The 18,984-nt window shown below is 70.7% G+C and carries 14 protein-coding genes; 9 read left to right on the plus strand and 5 right to left on the minus strand.

The window, feature by feature from the left end; all coding sequences use genetic code 11:
- The first annotated feature begins 7 nt into the window (after nt 1-7).
- A complete protein-coding gene (gene groL, locus ACLJOK_RS29565; protein WP_410821819.1) occupies nt 8-1,648 on the plus strand; it encodes a chaperonin GroEL in 1,641 nt (546 codons plus the stop codon).
- 138 nt (nt 1,649-1,786) lie between these two features.
- A complete protein-coding gene (locus tag ACLJOK_RS29570) occupies nt 1,787-3,412 on the plus strand; it encodes a molybdopterin-dependent oxidoreductase (protein ID WP_410821820.1) in 1,626 nt (541 codons plus the stop codon).
- Between the two features lie 314 nt (nt 3,413-3,726).
- Here ACLJOK_RS29570 and ACLJOK_RS29575 read toward each other — a convergent pair whose 3' ends face one another.
- Entirely contained in the window at nt 3,727-4,290 is a 564-nt protein-coding gene (locus ACLJOK_RS29575; protein ID WP_410821821.1) for a hypothetical protein, read from the minus strand.
- Nucleotides 4,291-5,000: 710 nt separating this feature from the next.
- Nucleotides 5,001-5,384, minus strand: coding sequence for a WhiB family transcriptional regulator (locus ACLJOK_RS29580; RefSeq protein WP_410821822.1), 384 nt, complete (start codon nt 5,382-5,384; stop codon nt 5,001-5,003).
- Between the two features lie 253 nt (nt 5,385-5,637).
- Between ACLJOK_RS29580 and ACLJOK_RS29585 the strand changes: the two genes are divergently transcribed.
- Nucleotides 5,638-6,453, plus strand: coding sequence for a response regulator transcription factor (locus ACLJOK_RS29585; protein WP_410821823.1), 816 nt, complete (start codon nt 5,638-5,640; stop codon nt 6,451-6,453).
- Nucleotides 6,454-6,629: 176 nt separating this feature from the next.
- On the opposite strand, the gene ACLJOK_RS29590 is transcribed toward ACLJOK_RS29585, so the two are convergent.
- The gene (locus tag ACLJOK_RS29590; RefSeq protein ID WP_030337860.1) at nt 6,630-7,049 is read right to left on the minus strand and encodes a DUF5319 domain-containing protein; all 420 of its coding nucleotides are present in this window, start codon (nt 7,047-7,049) and stop codon (nt 6,630-6,632) included.
- 185 nt (nt 7,050-7,234) lie between these two features.
- Here ACLJOK_RS29590 and guaB point away from each other — a divergent pair, with 185 nt between their 5' ends.
- Nucleotides 7,235-8,797, plus strand: a complete 1,563-nt coding sequence (guaB, locus tag ACLJOK_RS29595) for an IMP dehydrogenase (RefSeq protein ID WP_091406429.1) — start codon at nt 7,235-7,237, stop codon at nt 8,795-8,797.
- Nucleotides 8,798-8,827: 30 nt separating this feature from the next.
- A complete protein-coding gene (locus ACLJOK_RS29600; RefSeq protein ID WP_410821824.1) occupies nt 8,828-9,946 on the plus strand; it encodes a GuaB3 family IMP dehydrogenase-related protein in 1,119 nt (372 codons plus the stop codon).
- A gap of 71 nt (nt 9,947-10,017) precedes the next feature.
- Here ACLJOK_RS29600 and ACLJOK_RS29605 read toward each other — a convergent pair whose 3' ends face one another.
- Nucleotides 10,018-11,133, minus strand: a complete 1,116-nt coding sequence (locus ACLJOK_RS29605; protein ID WP_410821825.1) for a sugar phosphate isomerase/epimerase family protein — start codon at nt 11,131-11,133, stop codon at nt 10,018-10,020.
- Nucleotides 11,134-11,317: 184 nt separating this feature from the next.
- Here ACLJOK_RS29605 and ACLJOK_RS29610 point away from each other — a divergent pair, with 184 nt between their 5' ends.
- Together ACLJOK_RS29610 and ACLJOK_RS29615 are read left to right on the plus strand one after the other, a co-directional pair.
- Nucleotides 11,318-12,742, plus strand: coding sequence for a M1 family metallopeptidase (locus ACLJOK_RS29610; protein ID WP_410821826.1), 1,425 nt, complete (start codon nt 11,318-11,320; stop codon nt 12,740-12,742).
- Nucleotides 12,743-12,852: 110 nt separating this feature from the next.
- Nucleotides 12,853-14,310 carry a M1 family metallopeptidase gene (locus ACLJOK_RS29615; protein WP_410821827.1) on the plus strand — a complete coding sequence of 486 codons (1,458 nt, stop codon included), beginning with the start codon at nt 12,853-12,855 and terminating at the stop codon, nt 14,308-14,310.
- Nucleotides 14,311-14,317: 7 nt separating this feature from the next.
- Here ACLJOK_RS29615 and ACLJOK_RS29620 read toward each other — a convergent pair whose 3' ends face one another.
- Nucleotides 14,318-15,436, minus strand: coding sequence for an LCP family protein (locus ACLJOK_RS29620; protein ID WP_410821828.1), 1,119 nt, complete (start codon nt 15,434-15,436; stop codon nt 14,318-14,320).
- Between the two features lie 145 nt (nt 15,437-15,581).
- Between ACLJOK_RS29620 and ACLJOK_RS29625 the strand changes: the two genes are divergently transcribed.
- Nucleotides 15,582-17,279 carry an FAD-dependent oxidoreductase gene (locus ACLJOK_RS29625; RefSeq protein WP_410821829.1) on the plus strand — a complete coding sequence of 566 codons (1,698 nt, stop codon included), beginning with the start codon at nt 15,582-15,584 and terminating at the stop codon, nt 17,277-17,279.
- Nucleotides 17,280-17,424: 145 nt separating this feature from the next.
- Nucleotides 17,425-18,981, plus strand: coding sequence for a glutamine-hydrolyzing GMP synthase (gene guaA / locus ACLJOK_RS29630; protein ID WP_410821830.1), 1,557 nt, complete (start codon nt 17,425-17,427; stop codon nt 18,979-18,981).
- Nucleotides 18,982-18,984 lie beyond the last annotated feature (3 nt).

Consider the following 18,984-nt stretch of genomic DNA (forward strand, 5'->3'; position numbering starts at 1 on the left):
GACATAAATGGCGAAGATCCTGAGCTTCTCGGACGACGCCCGGCACCTGCTGGAGCACGGTGTCAACGCCCTCGCGGACGTGGTCAAGGTCACCCTCGGCCCGCGCGGGCGCAACGTCGTCCTGGACAAGAAATTCGGTGCGCCGACGATCACCAACGATGGTGTGACCATCGCCAAGGAGATCGAGCTCACCAACCCGTACGAGAACCTTGGCGCGCAGCTGGTCAAGGAGGTGGCGACCAAGACCAACGACGTCGCCGGCGACGGGACCACCACCGCGACAGTGCTGGCCCAGGCGATGGTTCGCGAGGGTCTGCGCAACGTGACCGCCGGGACCAACCCGGCCGGCCTCAAGCGGGGCATCGACGCGGCGGCCGCCAAGGTCTCCGAGGCGCTGCTCGGCCGTGCCGCCGAGGTCACCAGCAAAGAGTCGATCGCGAACGTGGCGACGATCTCCGCGCAGGACGCCACGATCGGCGACCTGATCGCCGAGGCGATGGAGCGGGTCGGCCGCGACGGTGTCATCACCGTCGAGGAAGGCTCCATGCTCACCACCGAACTGGACGTGACCGAGGGTCTCCAGTTCGACAAGGGCTTCATCTCGCCGAACTTCGTCACCGACCTGGAGAGCCAGGAGTCCGTCCTTGAGGACGCGTACATCCTGGTCACCACCCAGAAGATCTCGGCGATCGAAGAGCTGCTGCCGCTGCTGGAGAAGGTCCTGCAGAACAGCAAGCCCCTGCTGATCATCGCCGAGGACGTGGACGGCCAGGCGCTCTCCACCCTGGTGGTCAACTCGCTGCGCAAGACCCTCAAGGTCTGCGCGGTCAAGGCCCCGGGCTTCGGTGACCGGCGCAAGGCGATGCTCCAGGACATCGCGATCTCCACGGGCGCCGAGCTGGTCGCCCCGGAGCTGGGCTACAAGATCGACCAGGTCGGCCTTGAGGTGCTCGGCACCGCCCGGCGCGTCGTGGTCGACAAGGAGAACACCACGATCGTCGACGGCGGTGGCCAGAAGGCCGACGTCGCCGACCGGGTGTCCCAGATCCGCAAGGAGATCGAGGCCTCCGACTCCGACTGGGACCGGGAGAAGCTGGCCGAGCGGCTGGCGAAGCTCTCCGGTGGCATCGCCGTCATCAAGGCTGGCGCCGCGACCGAGGTCGAGATGAAGGAGCGCAAGCACCGCATCGAGGACGCCATCGCGGCGACCAAGGCTGCGGTCGAGGAGGGCACTGTGCCCGGCGGCGGCGCCGCCCTGGTGCAGATCCGCTCGGTCCTCGACGACGACCTGGGCTTCACCGGTGACGAGAAGATCGGTGTCTCGGTCGTGCGCAAGTCGCTCGTCGAGCCGCTGCGCTGGATCGCCCAGAACGCCGGTCACGACGGCTACGTCGTGACGCAGAAGGTCGCCGACCTGGAGTGGGGCAACGGCCTCGACGCCGCCAAGGGCGAGTACGTCGACCTGGTCAAGGCCGGCATCATCGACCCGGTGAAGGTGACCCGCAACGCGGTCACCAACGCCGCCTCGATCGCCGGTCTGCTGCTCACCACGGAGAGCCTTGTGGTCGAGAAGCCGGAGCAGGCCGAGCAGTCCGCCGGCGGCGGCCACGGCCACGGTCACGGCCACCAGCACGGCCCGGGCTTCTGACCCGGTAGCGACACGCGTTCCGGGGCGCACCGCCGTACGGCGGTGCGCCCCGGCTCGTTCTCGCCGGCTGGTAGGTCAGTCATTACCGAACGCTGACGTTGTTGGCGACCGGGCGAGATGATCGCGCACACTGGGCCGATGAGCACCACGTCACGGCGGTACGCCGCGCTGGCCGGAATCACCGCCGCCGCCGTCGCGATCGGGATCGCCGAACCGGTCGCGGTGTTGACCGGCCCCCGGTCGGCGCCCCTGGTAGCGGTCGGCGGGGTCATCGTCGACGCCGTCCCCGAGTCGCTGAAGCAACTCGCCATCGACCTCTTCGGCACCGCCGACAAGATCGCGCTGCTGGTCGGCACGGCCGTGTTGCTGGGAGGCTTCGCCGCCCTCTTCGGCGTACTGGCGATCCGCCGGCTGGCACTCGGCCTGGCCGGCATCGCCGCGTTCGGCGCCATCGGCGCTGCCGCCGCGCTGACCCGCTCCGGCGCAGACCTCGCCGACGCGCTGCCGTCCCTGGTCGGCGCCGGTCTCGGCGCCCTGGTGCTCTGGCTGTTCATCGGCGGACCGCTCGAGCTGGACCCCTGGTCCTGGTCACCACCCACGCCGCCCACTCGTCCGGTGTCTCCGGCAGGGCCGGTGCCGGTGACTCCCGCCGGGCCGACGGCGGCTGTCGAACCCGTCGGGCCCGCCGAAGTGGACCCGGAGTCGCGGCGGCGGTTCCTCACCGGAAGCGGAGTGCTTCTCGGCACGGCCGTGGTGGCCGGTCTTGGTGGCCGGTGGCTGGCAGGGCGGCGAGGCGTGTCCGCAGCCCGCGACGCGATCCGCCTGCCCGCGCCGGTCGCCGCCGCACCGGCCGTGCCGGCGGGCGCGGACCTCTCGCTGACCCAGCTCGCGCCGTACGTCACCCCGAACTTCGGGTTCTACCGGATCGACACCGCGCTGGTAGTGCCCCAGGTCGACCCGGACACCTGGCGGCTGCGGATCCACGGACGGGTCGGCAGGGAGCGCACCTACAGTTACGCGGATCTGCTGGCCCGACCGCTGGTCGAGCGGTACGTCACGCTGGCCTGCGTCTCCAACGAGGTGGGCGGGGACCTGATCGGCAATGCCCTGTGGCTCGGCGTACCCCTGCGGGAACTGCTGGACGAGGTCGAGCCGGACGACGACGCCGACCAGGTCGTCGGCCGGTCGGTCGACGGCTGGACCTGCGGCACCCCCACCGCCGCGCTGCGCGACGGACGGGACGCCCTGCTGGCCGTCGGTATGAACGGCGAGCCGCTGCCGGTCGAACACGGCTTCCCGGTCCGGGTGGTGGTGCCGGGCCTCTACGGCTACGTGTCGGCCTGCAAGTGGGTGACCGAACTGGAGCTGACCCGGTTCGCCGACTTCGACGCGTACTGGGTGCCGCGCGGCTGGTCCCCCCAGGGGCCGATCAAGACCCAGTCGCGGATCGACACGCCCCGGGGGCGTAACCGGCTGACCGCCGGACCGGTGACCGTCGCCGGTGTGGCCTGGGCGCAACACCGGGGCATCCGTCGAGTCGAGGTACGCGTCGACGACGGCCAGTGGCAGGAAGCCGCGCTGGCCCCGGCCGTGTCGGTGGACACCTGGGTGCAATGGTCCTGGCGCTGGGACGCCACACCGGGCGAACACCGGCTCCAGGTCCGCGCGACCGACGCGACAGGTGAAACCCAGACTGACCGTACGCAGGACGTCGTCCCCGACGGCGCCACCGGCTGGCACACGATCACCGTCACCGTCCGCTGACCAACAGCCTGACGTCGCCCCCGGGCTGCGACCGCGACCTGTGTCCGCGACGTGCTCAGGGGTCGGTGGGCTGTGTCCGCGACCTGTTCTGTGGGTCGGCGGGCTGGTTCGCGACCGGCCTTGCGGGTCGGTCGGGCCGGCTGGCTGACCGGTGGTACCCAGACCGTGCATGCAGATCTTGGACACTTTCCGTTCGCGCGGAACGGAAAGTGTCCAAGATCTGCGGGCTCCGTGCGCAGAAAGGCCGCTGGCCGGCACCCGGGTTGGGGGTGCCGGCCAGCGGTCGGTGTGGTGCTGTGGTCTTGCCGTGTGGGTCAGCTGTTCCAGTGCTGGGCGACGAGGTCGGTGGCCTGCTGCTCCCACTGGGCGTAGGCGTCCGGGTAGGCCGACACCTGCACGGTCTGTGCCGCGTCGGTCAGGGGCATGTCCTGCCACCCGTCGACCTGCTTGAGGCCCTTGAGGAACGCGGTGGTGGAGTACTCAGGGTTGGTGATCTGCTCCGGGGTACCCCAACCCGAGCTCGGGCGCTGTTGGAACAGGCCCAGCGAGTCGTGGTCGTTCATGTCGCCGAGGTGGCCGAGGTTCTCCAGCTTGGACTCCTGCAGGCTCGTTGCGATCGAGATGACCGCGGCCCGCTCGGGCAGGCCGGCCTTCTTCGTGGCGGCGATGATCGCCTTGGCGTTCGCGGTCTGCTCGTCGTTGAGGGTGATGTGGGACTGGTCGCCCTGCGGCTTCGGCGCCGACTGCACGGCCACGGCGACGGGCTTGGCGTCCACAGCCGGGGTAGCGGCGTGGGCGGCGATCGGACCGGCGAAGACACCACCGGCGAACGCGAGACCAGCAACAGACAGCATGCTCTTACGGAAGATCGTGTTCATGGGGGGAGCTCCTTCGGGGGTAGGACACCCGCACACACCGATCGGGGAAACGGCAGTCACGGGTGTGAGCACCTCGTCCGGCGCTGCACTAACAAAGGGGGGAAAGTCTGGGGGGTTGACGCCTGTCGGGCGTCGGGTCGGCGGCCTGGCGAGCGGAGGGCTCGTGGCGCCGGGTCCAGGTGTAACGACCGGGGGCCCGGGGTCATTCCGGGGCCGGCACCCTCGTCGGGGCGGTGCCCGTCGGTCGTTCGTGGGGACTGTAACGACCGGGTGCTGGCTGGCATTCCCACCTGCGCGACCAGCCCCCAGCGCTCGGGCGGCGGGTCGGTGGTACTGCGATCGTCAGGGTATGTAACGACCCCGACCCCGCCAGGATTCCGGCCCACGGGTGCATCCGATCACTGGACAAAAGGCCGCGTACCTCGCAGCAGCCTAAACCCTGCGCCGGGCCTGAATACCCCAGACCGGACAAACCTCGCCAGGGCATCGTCTCTGCTTGCCCTCGCGACCGCGCGCTCGGCTTGATCCATTCGGGGTCATTGAAATCGGGGTGTCCTCGCGGGCGGGATGCCCCGACATCAAGGAACCCGAGTGGATCGCAGCCGTGTCGGCGGCGGCGGGGACCCTGACCGCACCGAACCGCATGAACGGCGCGAAACCGTGCCCCCTGGGCGGGGGCACGGCTTCGCGGATGTTGGGGACGCCTCGGGTCAGGCGACGTTGCGTTGGGCCGGGACTGTCGACTTGTGCGGGCGGCCCAGGCGGGCCTCCAGCCGCGCGACGTCGACCCGGGCGTGCCGGCGGTCTGCCAAGTCCTCCCAGCCGACGGCGAGCAGTCGCAGGCGCTCCGACTCGCTGAAGCCACCCCACACGCCGTACGGCTCGCGTACCGCCAGGGCGTGGGCGGCGCACTCGGCGCGGACCGGGCAGGCACGGCAGACCGACTTGGCGGCGGATTCGCGACGCAGCCGGGACGAACCACGCTCACCGTCGGGGTGGAAGAACTGGGCGCTGTCGCGCCCTCGGCAGGCACCGAGTCGCTGCCAGTCCCAGAGATCGACGATGGGTCCGGGCAGTCTACGTACGTTCGACATCAGCACCCCTCCTCCCGCGCGGCTCCGCGAGAATCCTTATGGCCGGCATCCGGGCGGCGGGCCGCGCAGGCGCACCGTTCCCGGCCTGGATCTCCCGGTACCCGGGCTGTCGTCAACTCACACGTCTGTGATCGAAAACGTCCGGGAAATTGCCGCTTTTGCCCCATCTGTCGGAAAAGTTCGAAGGATTGCCGGGAACCCCCTCCCCAGCCGACCGCGTCATGGTCTGCTCGTTGGCGGAGAGGAGACCACAGTGCGTACCGTTCTTGTGTGCGTTCGGACACCACTCGCGGCCCAGCACCTTACTTCTGCTGCCGCGCGGCTGGGGTTGTCCGCGATCGTTCGTACCGCCGTCTCTGATCCCGAGGTGATGCTGCGGCTGGCCGAGCGGCCGGCCGACGTGGTCCTGGCCGACACGGCACTCACCCGGCCGGACAGCGCCGGCTTCGTCCGCCGGGTGTTGGCGCGTGCGCCGCAGGCGGCGGTGCTGCTGCTCGGCACCGAGGAGTCCGAGGCCGCGGCGGCCACCATCAGCGCCGGCGCCCGGGGGCTCATCCAGAATGTCGACCATGACCTGACCAGCGCGGTGGCGAAGGCACTACTTCTGCTGACCGCGCCCGGCCGAGCCTCCCGGCAGCGGATCACCGATCCGGCTCGGGATGCGGCGGCGGTGGGTGGTTCCGGCCGCTCCGGGCCGTCGCCGCGTGGTTCCGGTGAGCCCGGCTGGGCCGCCACGGCCGCCGACGGACCTGCCGGGCTGGCGTCCGTGCCGGTGCAGCGGGGCGACGACGAGGCGGAGGCGGGGGCCGGCGAGTCGGCGGGGCAGACCGACCAGGGCCGTCCCGCCCCGAACGCCCGACCCAGTCGGGCGTCGATCGGCCTCACCGAGCGTGAGCTTCAGGTGCTGCTCGGGATGGCCGAGGGCAAGAGCAACGCGGAGATCGGCCGGGAGTTGTTCGTTTCGGAGGACACCGTCAAGACGCACGCCCGCCGGTTGTTCCGCAAGCTTGGCGCCCGGGACCGTGCACACGCGGTCGCGGCGGGCTTCCGCGCCGGTCTGGTCGCCTGACATACGCGCGTCGCGCGGCAGCCGGGCCGGCCGCGCGGCAGCCCAGGCACGCCGCGGGGCAGCAGGGCACGCCAAGCGGCAGCAGGGCGCCCGGGACGCGCGGAAGCAGGGCACGACGCGCGGTATGCGGAGCACCCGGGACGCGCGGCAGCGGGGGCACCCGCCGCCCGGCGGCGTCACTTGGTGGCGGTCGGGGCGCCCGGCTCGTCCTCGGTGCCCTCGGACAGGGTGTCGTGCACCCCATCCGCGTAACCCCGGGCGTAGTCCCAGGTCACGTAGTGGTCCGGGTCCGGGTCGTAGGCGGGCTCGTGCACCCGGGGGCGGCCCGAGTTGAGCAGGTGCCGCAGGTTGCCGCGGAGCAGGTCCCAGTCGAAGTAGTGGGGCTCGCGACAGTCCTCGCATTCGATCACCAGCCCGCGGACCCCGATCGGGGCCAGCAGAGCCTGGTAGATCTCCAGGTCAGCGAGGTCTTCCAGCACATCCTGCCGCTCGACGTCGGTCAGCGGATCCGGCGTCGCGTCATCGCCCGGGTCATCCAGACCCGCGGTCGGATCGGCCGGGTCGCCATTGAACGGGTCGATGGGCTCGTCGTGCACCCCCTCACCGTAGACCCAACGCGGCGCGAACGTCCGCCCCCCGGCCCCCGCGCCGGCCGGCCTGCCACGGACGGGTCGCCCAGCTCACTGGGTACGATGAGGCGACGTGCCGGCACCGTGGCGCGCTCCGGTGCCCGCCCGCGCCACCTCGCTGAAGCCCATCCGAGCAGCTCAGGGGAGCAATCGTGGAAAATTCGCCCAGCACCGATCTTCCGGCCGGCGTCGAGCACGCCGACCTGGGCGGCCACCTGCCCGAGCTGCCGGCCGGCTCCGCCCGGGTGGTTCCGCTCGGCCTCACCTTCGACGACGTGCTGCTCCAGCCGGGCGAGTCGGACGTGGTGCCCAGCCGGGTCAACACCCGGACGAAGCTCACCCGCAACATCGAGTTGTCCATTCCGCTGCTGTCCAGCGCGATGGACACGGTGACCGAGGCCCGGATGGCGATCGCCATGGCGCGCCAGGGTGGCATCGGCGTGTTGCACCGCAACCTCTCTTTGGAGGACCAGGCCCTCCAGGTCGACCTGGTGAAGCGCTCCGAGTCCGGCATGATCACCAACCCAGTGACCGCCAGCCCGGACGACACGCTGCGCGAGGTCGACGAGCTGTGCGGGCGTTACCGCATCTCCGGCGTTCCGGTGGTGGACGGCGACGGCCAGCTGGTCGGCATCGTCACCAACCGGGACATGCGTTTCGTCTCCGAGCCGAACACTCCGGTCCGCGAGATCATGACCCACACCCCGCTGGTCACCGCGCGGGTCGGGGTGAGCAAGGACGACGCCCTGGCGCTGCTGCGTCAGCACAAGGTCGAGAAGCTGCCTATCGTCGACGACTCGGGCCGGCTGCGTGGCCTGATCACCGTCAAGGACTTCACGAAGAGCGAGCAGTACCCGGACGCCAGCAAGGACGACGCCGGCCGGCTGCGGGTCGCCGCCGCGATCGGTGTGGGCGAGGACGCGTACAAGCGGGCTCGTGCACTGGTCGACGCGGGCGTCGACGTGCTGATCGTGGACACCGCGCACGGTCACCAGCGCGCCGTGCTGGACATGGTCCGCCGGCTCAAGGCCGACGTGACCGTCGACATCATGGGCGGCAACGTGGCCACGTACGCCGGCGCGAAGGCGCTTGTCGACGCTGGCGCCGACGGTGTCAAGGTGGGCGTGGGGCCGGGCGCGATCTGCACCACCCGGATCGTCGCCGGGGTCGGCGTGCCGCAGGTGACCGCGATCATGGAGGCGGCCCGGGCCGCCCGCCCGGCCGGCGTGCCGGTGATCGGCGACGGTGGCATTCAATATTCTGGCGACATCGCCAAGGCCCTGGTGGCCGGTGCCGACACGGTGATGCTCGGCAGCCTGCTGGCCGGCTGCGAGGAGAGCCCCGGCGAGCTGATCTTCGTCAACGGCAAGCAGTTCAAGACGTACCGCGGGATGGGGTCGCTCGGCGCGATGCAGTCCCGGGGTCAGGCCAAGTCGTACAGCAAGGACCGTTACTTCCAGCAGGACGTGCTCAGCGACGACAAGCTGGTCCCCGAGGGCGTGGAGGGTCAGGTGCCCTACCGGGGGCCGCTCTCCCGGGTGGCCCACCAGTTGGTCGGCGGTCTGCGACTGGCCATGGGGTACGCCGGTGCGGAGAACATTCCCGATCTGCACCGCCGGGGCCAGCTCATCCGGATCACCGCGGCTGGCCTAAAGGAGAGCCACCCGCACGACATCCAGATGACCGTCGAGGCGCCCAACTACCACACCCGCTGACCCACCACCCCCAACCACCTGGAGTCCCCCATGCGTGACGTGGTCGAGATCGGGCTGGGCAAGACCGCGCAGCGCGGCTACCACCTGGACGACATCGCCATCGTGCCGAGCCGCCGCACCCGGGACGTCGATGACGTCTCGACGTCCTGGCAGCTCGACGCGTACCCGTTCGGCATTCCGTGCGTCGGCCACCCCTCCGACGCCACCATGAGCCCGTCCTCGGCGGTGCGTCTCGGTCAGCTCGGCGGCCTCGGCGTGCTCAACGTCGAGGGGCTCTGGACCCGCTACGAGAACCCGACGAAGGTGCTGGACGAGCTGGCCGGCCTCGACGAGGAGGCCCGCGCCACCAAGCGGCTGCAGGAGGTGTACGCCGAGCCGATCCGCCCGGATCTGATCGCCGAGCGGGTCCGTGAGCTGCGCGCCGGTGGCGGCACGGTGGCGGTGCGGGTCTCTCCGCAGCACACCCTCGCGCTGGCGCCGGTGATCCTGGACGCCGGGGTGGACATCCTGGTCATCCAGGGCACCATCGTGTCGGCCGAGCACGTGTCGACCACCGATGAGCCGCTGAACCTCAAGGAGTTCATCGCCGACCTCGACCTGCCGGTGATCGTCGGTGGCTGCACGGACTACAAGACGGCGCTGCACCTGATGCGTACCGGCGCGGCCGGCGTGATCGTGGGCATCGGTGGCGACGAGTGGTCGACCACCGAGTCGGTGCTGGGCATCCGGGTGCCGATGGCCAGCGCGATCGCCGACGCCGCGGCGGCCCGCCGTGACTACCTGGACGAGACCGGCGGCCGGTACGTGCACCTGATCGCCGACGGTGACATCCAGACCTCGGGTGACATCGCCAAGGCGCTCGGCTGCGGCGCGGACGCGGTGATGCTCGGTGAGCCGCTGTCGCTCTGCGAGGAGGCCCCCGCCGGTGGTGCCTGGTGGCACTCGGCGGCGAGCCACCCGTCGCTGCCCCGGGGCGCCTTCGAGGTCTCCGGTGAGCCGCTCGGGTCGATGGAGCAGCTGCTCTTCGGGCCGGCGGACGAGGCCGACGGCCAGCTCAACCTGTTCGGTGGGCTGCGTCGGGCGATGGCCAAGTGCGGTTACCGCGACCTGAAGGAGTTCCAGAAGGTCGGTCTGGTCCTCGACCGCTGACCGAACCGTCAGACGCCGGAAGGCCGGCCCCGCCTGCTGCGGGGCCGGCCTTCGTCGCGTTCAGCCGGGAGTTACTTCTCCACGTAGATGGTCAGGTCGGACATGTTGCGGTAGCTGGTCGCCGCGAAGTCGAGCGACTGGCCCTTGTTGTCCGCGCCGCCGGGGGCGGTGTCCATCTCCCAGTTGGCGTGGTGGAAGTTGCGCTCGCCGATGGTCTGGAAGAACTGCTGGAAGTTGAGGTCGCCGTCACCCAGCGGGGTCATCTGGTACCCGTTGGGCACGCTGGTGTCCCGGTCGCCGTCCTTGGCGTGGAAGAGCGGGAACCGGGTGGTCCGGTCGGCCACGGTGAGGATCGGGTCGAACAGGTCGGTCACCTCCTGGCCGGCCGGGTTGACGTACTTCTGGTGCTTGTAGCGGGCCACGTAGGCCCAGTAGATGTCCAGCTCGAAGAAGACGTACCGCGGGTCGGTGATCTCGAAGAAGTACTCCAGTCGGCGGATGCCGGAGGACCGGGTCTGCCGGCCCTGCGCGTCGCGCGGGCCCCGGTCGATCAGGAAGCTGTACGCGGCGTCGTGGTTGTGCGTGTAGAGCCGCATGCCCCGGGCCTTGGCCTGCCGGCCCAGCTCGTTCCAGATGTCCGCGGCGGCGTCCCACTCGGCCTTGTACGCGCTGCTGGTCGGGTCGCTGCCGGTGCCGATGTTCTTCATGCCGAGTTCCTCGGCGATGTCCAGTTGCTGCTGGAAGGTGGCCGGCTGGATCGAGGCGTGGGTGCCGTTGGCCACCAGACCGTTGTCGTCGAGGATCTTGCGGATCTCGGCGGGGGTGATCTGCCGACCCAGGATCTCGGTGCTCTGGGTGTAGCCGGCGAACTCGATCTCCTTGTAGCCGATCTCGGCGAGTCGGGCGAGGACGCGCTCGAAGCCGTACGGCACCCCGCTGTCGTCGGGCGCGGCGGTGATCCGGTCGCGGACGCTGTAGAGGATGATGCCGCGGTTCTTGGCCGGGATCAGCGGCTCGACCCGCAGCTTGCTCGCGTTGCCGGGGTTCGCGAGCGCGGGGGTGCCGGTGGCGAGGACGGGTAGGCCGGCCGCGCCGATCGCGGCGGCGGCACCGGCGGAGGCGGCGAGCAGGGATCGGCGGCTGAGCCGGCCGGTGGGGGTGGCGTCGGGGGCGGTGTGGTCTGGCATGGTTCCACCTTTCGCGACGGTGGTCGGAGACAGACACTAACGTCGGTCTAAGTCGAAAGAAAGCGTCGATCGATGACAACTTCTGCTTGTTTCAACAAAAGTCACTGATGATCGTCGATACCGGCTGCGTGGACGGTGGCGCTGACTACGCTCGTCCTGACCGGAGGTACCTCAGGGGGTGTGCATGGTCCGGACCGGACGGAGGTCGGCCGGCAGTCGGTTGGCCGCCACCACCGCCGCGCTGACCTGCGCGATCGGGCTGGCCGCCGCCGGTTGTACCGGCGACGACAGCGACGGCTTCCGGCCCGGTGCCGCCGACGTCGGCGACCCGTACGTGCCGGGGCACGGCAACGGCGGTTACGACGTCGGGCACTACGGCCTCGACGTCCGCTACGACCCGTCGACCGACCGGCTGACCGGTCGAGCCGTCATCACAGCCACCGCCACCCAGAACCTGTCCCGGTTCAACCTGGACCTGGTCGGCCTGGAGGTCCGCGCGGTCAGCGTGGGTGACGCGGCGGCCGAGCACCGGCGTGGCGACGGCGAGTTGGTGGTGACACCCCGCGACGGACTGCCGCGTGGTCGGCAGTTCACAGTGACTGTCGAGTACGCGGGCGTCCCCACGGCAGTCGACGACGGGGCGTTGGGCAGCGGCGGTTTCCTGCACACCGCCGACGGTGCCGTGGCGCTCGGCCAACCCGACTCGGCCGCCACCTGGTTCCCGGTCAACGACCACCCGTCGGACAAGGCCACCTACGACCTGGCGGTGACCGTCCCGGACGGCCTGGCCGCGCTGAGCAACGGCGTACCCGGGCCGAAGAGCAGCGCCGACGGCTGGACCACCTGGCGCTGGTCCGAGCGCGCGCCGATGGCCAGCTACCTGAGCACGCTCGTGATCGGCGACTACCGGGTGGTGACCGGCACGCACGCCGGCCGGCCGATGGTCACGGCGGTGGCCGCGAGCCTGCCGGCGACCGGCGGCGCGGCCACCTCGCTGGCCCGCACCGGTGCGATCGTCGACTTCCTGGCCAGCCGCTTCGGCCCGTACCCGTTCGACTCGTACGGGGGGATCGTGATCGCCGACGACCGGATCGGGTACGCGCTGGAGACCCAGTCCCGGCCGGTCTATGGGCCTGGCTTCTTCGCGGACGACCGGCCGAACCCGAGCGTCGTCGCGCACGAGCTGGCGCACCAGTGGTTTGGCGACAGCGTGTCGCTGACCAGGTGGGGCGACATCTGGCTCAACGAGGGCTTCGCCAGCTACGCCGAGTGGCTGTGGGAGGAGCACGACGGCGGCCGGACCGCCCAGCGCAACTTCGAGATCCAGTACGCGGCGACCGACTGGACGCAGCCGTCGGTCGAGCCGGGCCGGGAGCAGATGTTCGGCTCGGCCGTCTACAAGCGCGGGGCGCTGGCCGTGCACGCGCTGCGCCGGACCGTCGGTGACGACCTCTTCTTCCGCATCCTGCGTACCTGGACCACCGAGCGGGCGGCCGGCAACGCGACCACCGCGGACCTTGTCGCGCTGGCCGAGCGGGTCGCCGGGCGGCAACTGCGTCCGCTCTTCGACGCCTGGTTGGTGGGTGGGTCGGCCCCCACACTGCCGTGACCCGGCCCCGCTGCCCGGTCGATATGCTGCCGCCTGCGAACGGCGGGTAGGCGCCCGTTCGCGCGGAACGGCGAAGGCCGTGACCGGCCACCGTGCGGAGAGGGTGTGGGATGCGGGGGACGCGGCACAGACTGCGAGTGGCTGCCGGCCTGCTGGTGACCGGTGCGCTCGCACTCTCCGGATGCGACTCGGCGGGCCCGGAGACGGCCCCACCACCGAGCGCGTCCCCCACGCCGGCACGGACGTTCACGGCGGGCGCCGACGGGGTCGGCGACGCCTACTTCCCGACCTACGGCAACGGCGGCTACGACGTCGCGCGGTATACGGTGAAGGTGCGCTACGACCCGGCCAAGGACCAGTTGACGGGTACGACCACGGTGCGGGCCACCGCGACGGCGGACCTGTCGACGTTCAACCTCGACCTGGCCGGCCTGACCGTCAGCGCGGTCACCGTCGACGGCGCACCGGCGACCCACAGCCGAAAGCGGAACGAGCTGGTGATCAAGCCGGCTTCCGGCCTGATCAACGGCAACGGGTTCGTCGCCGAGGTCACCTACGCCGGTAAGCCGAAGCCGCTGAAGAACGAGACGCTCGGCGACGGCGGCTTCCTGCACACCGCCGACGGTGCCATCGCGCTGGGCCAGCCCGAGTCGGCCAGCACCTGGTTCCCGGTCAATGACCACCCGTCGGACAAGGCGGCCTACGACTTTGAGGTCACCGTTCCGGACGGCCTGACCGCGATCAGCAACGGCGTTCCCGGCGGGAAGACCAGCACGGGCGGTTGGACCACCTGGAAGTGGTCGGAGAAGTCGCCGATGGCCAGCTATCTGAGCACGCTGGTGATCGGCAAGTTCCGGATCACCACCGGTGAGCACAAGGGTCGCCCGGTCTACAACGCGGTCACCACCACCGAGGCCAAGGGCAACGCGGACGCGTCCATCGCGCAGACGGTCGAGGTGGCCGACTATTTGGAGAGTGTGTTCGGGCCGTACCCGTTCGACGCGTACGGCGGGGTGGTGATCTCCGACAGCCGGATCTCCTACGCCCTGGAGACGCAGAGCCGACCGGTGTACGCGGCGAGCTTCTTCCGGCAGGGCGAGAACACCGAGGTCGTCGCCCACGAGCTGGCCCACCAGTGGTTCGGCGACAGTGTCGCGTTGGCCACGTGGGAGGACATCTGGCTCAACGAGGGCTTCGCGACGTACGCGGAGTGGCTCTGGGCCGAGCACACCAAGGCGTACACCGCCAAGGAGGCGTTCGACAGCCGGTACGCCACCATGTCCGCGCAGGTGTGGCAGACACCGCCGGGTAAGCCGGGCGTGGCCAAGCTGTTCAGCGAGTCGGTCTACCAGCGCGGCGCGATGACCCTGCACGCCCTGCGGGTGGCCGTCGGCGACAAGGCGTTCTTCGAGATCGTCAAAACCTGGGCGGCGGAGAAGCGCGACGGCACCGCCACCACTGCCGAATTCGTGGCAGTGGCCGAGCGGGTCTCCGGCAAACAGCTGGACCCGATCTTCGACGCCTGGCTCTACGCCACCAAGAAGCCCGCCCTGCCCAAGCGCCTCTGAGCGGCGGTCAGTTCTTGACGACCAGGGCGGGGTGGGCGGCCAGGTACGCGTCGGCGCGCCCGGCGCGGAGTTCGGTGAGGAACTTGCGGCCCTCGCTGGTCAGCTGTTCGCCCCGGTAGGCACTGCCCTTGCCGACGCCGGAACCGGGCAGCCCGACCAGCGTGAAGCGGTTCTCCGGCAGGCCACTGAGGGCGTACGCGATGTCGACGATCCGGCGCCCGCCCACGTAGACCAGCGTGTCGCCCAGCGCGGAGACCACCTGGTCGACGCGCTCCGGTTGCCGGGCCAGGCCCTCGTCCAGAATCTTGCGGGTCATCGCCTTGATCAGCTGCTGCTGGTGACGCTGCCGCGCGTAGTCACCGCCGGTGATGTAGCGCTGCCGCGCGTAGTCCAGCGCCTGCCAGCCGTTGAGGTGCCGGTCGCCCTTCTCGTAGACCTGCTGCGGCCCCTTGTACCCGCCCGGCGCGCTCTCCCGGTACTTGCCGTCCGGTCGGCGGTGCATCGACTCGACCCGTTGGTCGACGTAGATGTCCACCCCACCCAGGGCCGTGACCAGCTTGTCGAACCCGTTGAAGGTGAGCACCGCACCCGCGTCGATGCGCAGTCCGGTGTAACCGCTGACAGTGCTGCGCAGCAGCTCGTACCCCTGGGCCGTGCTGGGTTGCTTGGGTTTGCCCGGCACCCGGCTGCCGAAGCTCATCGAGTGCGTGAGCTTCGTCTTGCCGCCCTTGTAGCCGGCCTTCGGGAACGCCGGGATGTCCACCAGCAGGTCGCGAGGGAGCGAGAAGAGGTACGCCCGATCCAACCCCTTGGGCACGTGCAGCACCAGCACGGCGTCCGAGTGCGGCTCCCACCCGGGCACGCTGACCCGGGTGTCCACACCGACCAGCAACAGGTTGAGCGGGCCGGTGATGTCCGCGCCCGGCGGTGGGCCGCTGGGGCTCGGCGTCGGCGTGCCGACCGGCGACGGGGTCGGCGAACCGGCCACCGGAGCCCCGCCCGGCTTGTTGTCGCCGGTCAGCCGGGTGATCACCACAGTGCCGGCCGCGATCAGCGCGACGACGGCGAGCGCCGCCAACCCCAGCAGCAGCCACCGTCGGCGCGGCGCCATCGACCCGAGAACCATGTTGGATTCCTTCCACCCGTCTGGTGAACAACGCTCCGACGGGTGCTCCGGGTTGCGGCCGGAAGGCGCCGGGTCGGTCGGCCGGAGCATGATCGCGCGAAAAGTGCCGCTGGCGCGAGCGCTACTCGCGAGTAATGATGCGTGCATGCGGTACGACGTGGTCGTCATCGGGTCCGGCTTCGGTGGCAGCGTCACAGCGCTCCGACTGGCCGAGAAGGGCTATTCGGTGGCGGTGCTGGAAGCCGGCCGCCGCTTCGCCGACGACGAGTTCCCGCAGACGTCCTGGCGGGTCCGCCGGTTCCTCTGGGCACCGAAGCTGGGCTGCTACGGCATCCAACGGCTCACCCTGCTCCGCCCGGCCGACCGACGATCCGGCGGCGGGGTGCTGGTGCTCTCCGGGGCGGGGGTGGGCGGCGGGTCGCTGGTCTACGCCAACACCCTCTACGAACCGCTGCCGGCCTTCTACAGCGACCCGCAGTGGCGGGACATCACCGACTGGCGCGACGAGTTGGCCCACCACTACGACCAGGCGAAACGGATGCTCGGCGTCACCACGTACCCGGTGCACACCGGCGCGGACCGCGCCATGCGCGCGGTGGCCGAGCGGATGGGAGTGGGGCACACCTTCCACGCCACCCCGGTGGGCGTGCACATCGGCCGGCCCGGCCAGCGGATCGCCGACCCGTACTTCGGCGGTGCCGGCCCGGAACGCACCGGCTGCCTGCACTGCGGCTCGTGCATGACCGGTTGCCGGCACGGGGCGAAGAACACGCTGGTCAAGAACTACCTCTGGCTCGCCGAACGGCTCGGGGTCACGGTCCGTCAGTTGACCACGGTGACCGCCGTCCGGCCCGCCGACGGCGGCGGGTACGAGGTGCGCACCGAACGCACCGGCGCCTGGCTGCGCAAGGGTCGGCAGGTCATCCACGCCGACCAGGTGGTCTTCGCCGCCGGGGCGCTGGGCACCCAGCGGCTGCTGCACGGGATGCGGGCCGACGGCGCGCTACCCGGGCTCTCGCCCCGCCTCGGCGAGCTCACCCGGACCAACTCGGAGGCGATCCTCGGCGCCTCGGTGCCACGCCAACGGGCCCGGTCCGAGCGGTTGGACTACACCGAGGGGGTGGCCATCACCAGCTCGTTCCACCCCGACCCGCAGACACACATCGAGCCGGTCCGCTACGGGCGGGGCTCCAACGCGATGGGGCTGCTCCAGTCGCTGCTTGTCGACGGCGGCCCGCACCGGGTACGCCGCTGGCTGGGCAGCATCGTGCGGCAGCCCCGGTTGGCGGCGCGGATGCTGTCGGTACGCGGCTGGTCGGAACGGACGGTGATCGCCCTTGTCATGCAGTCCGTGGACAACTCGCTGACCACCCGGTGGCGGCGTGGCCCGCTCGGCCGCAGGTTGGTCACCGGCCCGGGCCACGGCACGCCCAGCCCCACCTGGATCCCGGCCGGCAATACGGCCGCCCGAATGCTCGCCGACGAGATCGGCGGCACCCCCGGCGGCTCGCTCACCGAACCCTTCGACATCCCGATGACCGCGCACATCCTGGGCGGGGCGGTCATCGGGGCCACCCCGGCCGACGGGGTGATCGACCCCTGGCACCGGGTGTACGGGCACGCCGGGCTGCACGTGGTCGACGGCGCGGCCGTCTCGGCCAACCTGGGCGTGAACCCGTCCCTGACGATCACCGCACAGGCGGAACGGGCGATGTCCTACTGGCCCAACAAGGGCGACAAGGACCCCCGCCCAACCCTCGGTTCCCCGTACCGCCGCCTGGCACCCGTACCCCCGAAAAACCCAGCAGTCCCGGCGGACGCCCCCGGCGCGCTGCGTCCCTGACCCCTGCGGCGATCGTGCAGTTTCGGTCGTCGTTATGTGGCTTTTGTGGTTTTTGTCCGGACGGGAAGTGCAAGATCGCGGGGAAGGTGGGTTGTCGGCGAGCCGGTGCCGGGAGCGGCCGTGACTGTCGGTAGGCTTCGTGCACATGAGCCTGCCTCGCCCCGTCCTCGTGGTGGACTTCGGAGCCCAGTACGCCCAGCTCATCGCCCGCCGGGTCCGTGAGGCGAAGGTCTACTCCGAGATCGTGCCGCACTCGATGCCGATCGCCGAGATGCTGGCGAAGAACCCCGCCGCGATCATTCTCTCCGGTGGTCCGGCCAGCGTCTACGCCCCGGACGCACCGCAGATCGACGCGGGCGTTTTCAACGCCGACGTGCCCGTCTTCGGCATCTGCTACGGCTTCCAGGCGATGGCCCAGGCGCTCGGCGGCACCGTCACCAGGACCGGCAACCGCGAGTACGGCGGCACCCCGCTGCGCCCTCGCCTCCTCGACCCCGGCGTGCTGCTGCGTGACCTGCCGGCGGACCTGCCGGTCTGGATGAGCCACGGCGACTGCGTCACCGAGGCGCCGGAGGGCTTCACGGTGACCGCCGAGTCGGCGGGCGCGCCGGTTGCCGCCTTCGAGGACCTGGCCGGTCGTCGGGCCGGCGTGCAGTTCCACCCGGAGGTCGGGCACACCGCGCACGGCCAGGAGATGCTGACCCGCTTCCTCTACGACATCGCCGGCATCGAGCCGACCTGGACGCCCGAGAACATCATCGACGAACAGGTCGCCCGGATCCGCGCCCAGATCGGCGACAAGGAGGTCATCTGTGGCCTCTCCGGCGGGGTGGACTCGGCGGTCGCCGCGGCACTCGTGCACAAGGCGGTCGGTGACCAGCTCACCTGCGTCTTCGTCGATCACGGCCTGCTGCGCGCCGGCGAGGCCGAGCAGGTGGAGAAGGACTACGTCAGCGCCACCGGCATCAAGCTGAAGGTGGTCGACGCCACCGACCGGTTCCTCGGCGCGCTCGCCGGAGTGATCGACCCGGAGCAGAAGCGCAAGATCATTGGCCGGGAGTTCATCCGGGTCTTCGAGGCCGCGGCCCGCGAGATCGCCGCACACGGCGACGTCGAGTTCCTCGTCCAGGGCACCCTCTACCCCGACGTGGTGGAGTCCGGCGGCGGCACCGGCACCGCCAACATCAAGAGTCACCACAACGTCGGCGGCCTCCCGGAGGACCTGAAGTTCGCGCTGGTAGAGCCGCTGCGCACCCTGTTCAAGGACGAGGTTCGGACGCTCGGCCTCCAACTGGGCCTGCCCGAGGCGATGGTCTGGCGGCACCCGTTCCCCGGCCCCGGCCTGGCCATCCGGATCATCGGCGCGGTCGACCAGGAACGCCTCGACCTGCTCCGCCAGGCCGACCTGATCGCCCGCGAGGAACTGACCGCCGCCGGCCTCGACCGGGGTGTCTGGCAGTTCCCGGTGGTGCTGCTCGCCGACGTACGCAGCGTCGGTGTGCAGGGAGACGGGCGCAGCTACGGGCACCCCGTGGTGCTGCGCCCGGTCTCCAGCGAGGACGCGATGACCGCCGACTGGTCCCGGCTGCCCTACGACGTGGTGGCCCGGATCTCCACCCGGATCACCAACGAGGTCGCCGAGGTCAACCGGGTGGTCCTGGACGTCACCAGCAAGCCGCCGGGCACCATCGAGTGGGAGTGAGCG

Origin of the sequence: Micromonospora sp. 050-3, assembly GCF_046549335.1 — a bacterium.
GTDB classification, from domain to species: Bacteria; Actinomycetota; Actinomycetes; order Mycobacteriales; family Micromonosporaceae; genus Micromonospora; species Micromonospora trifolii.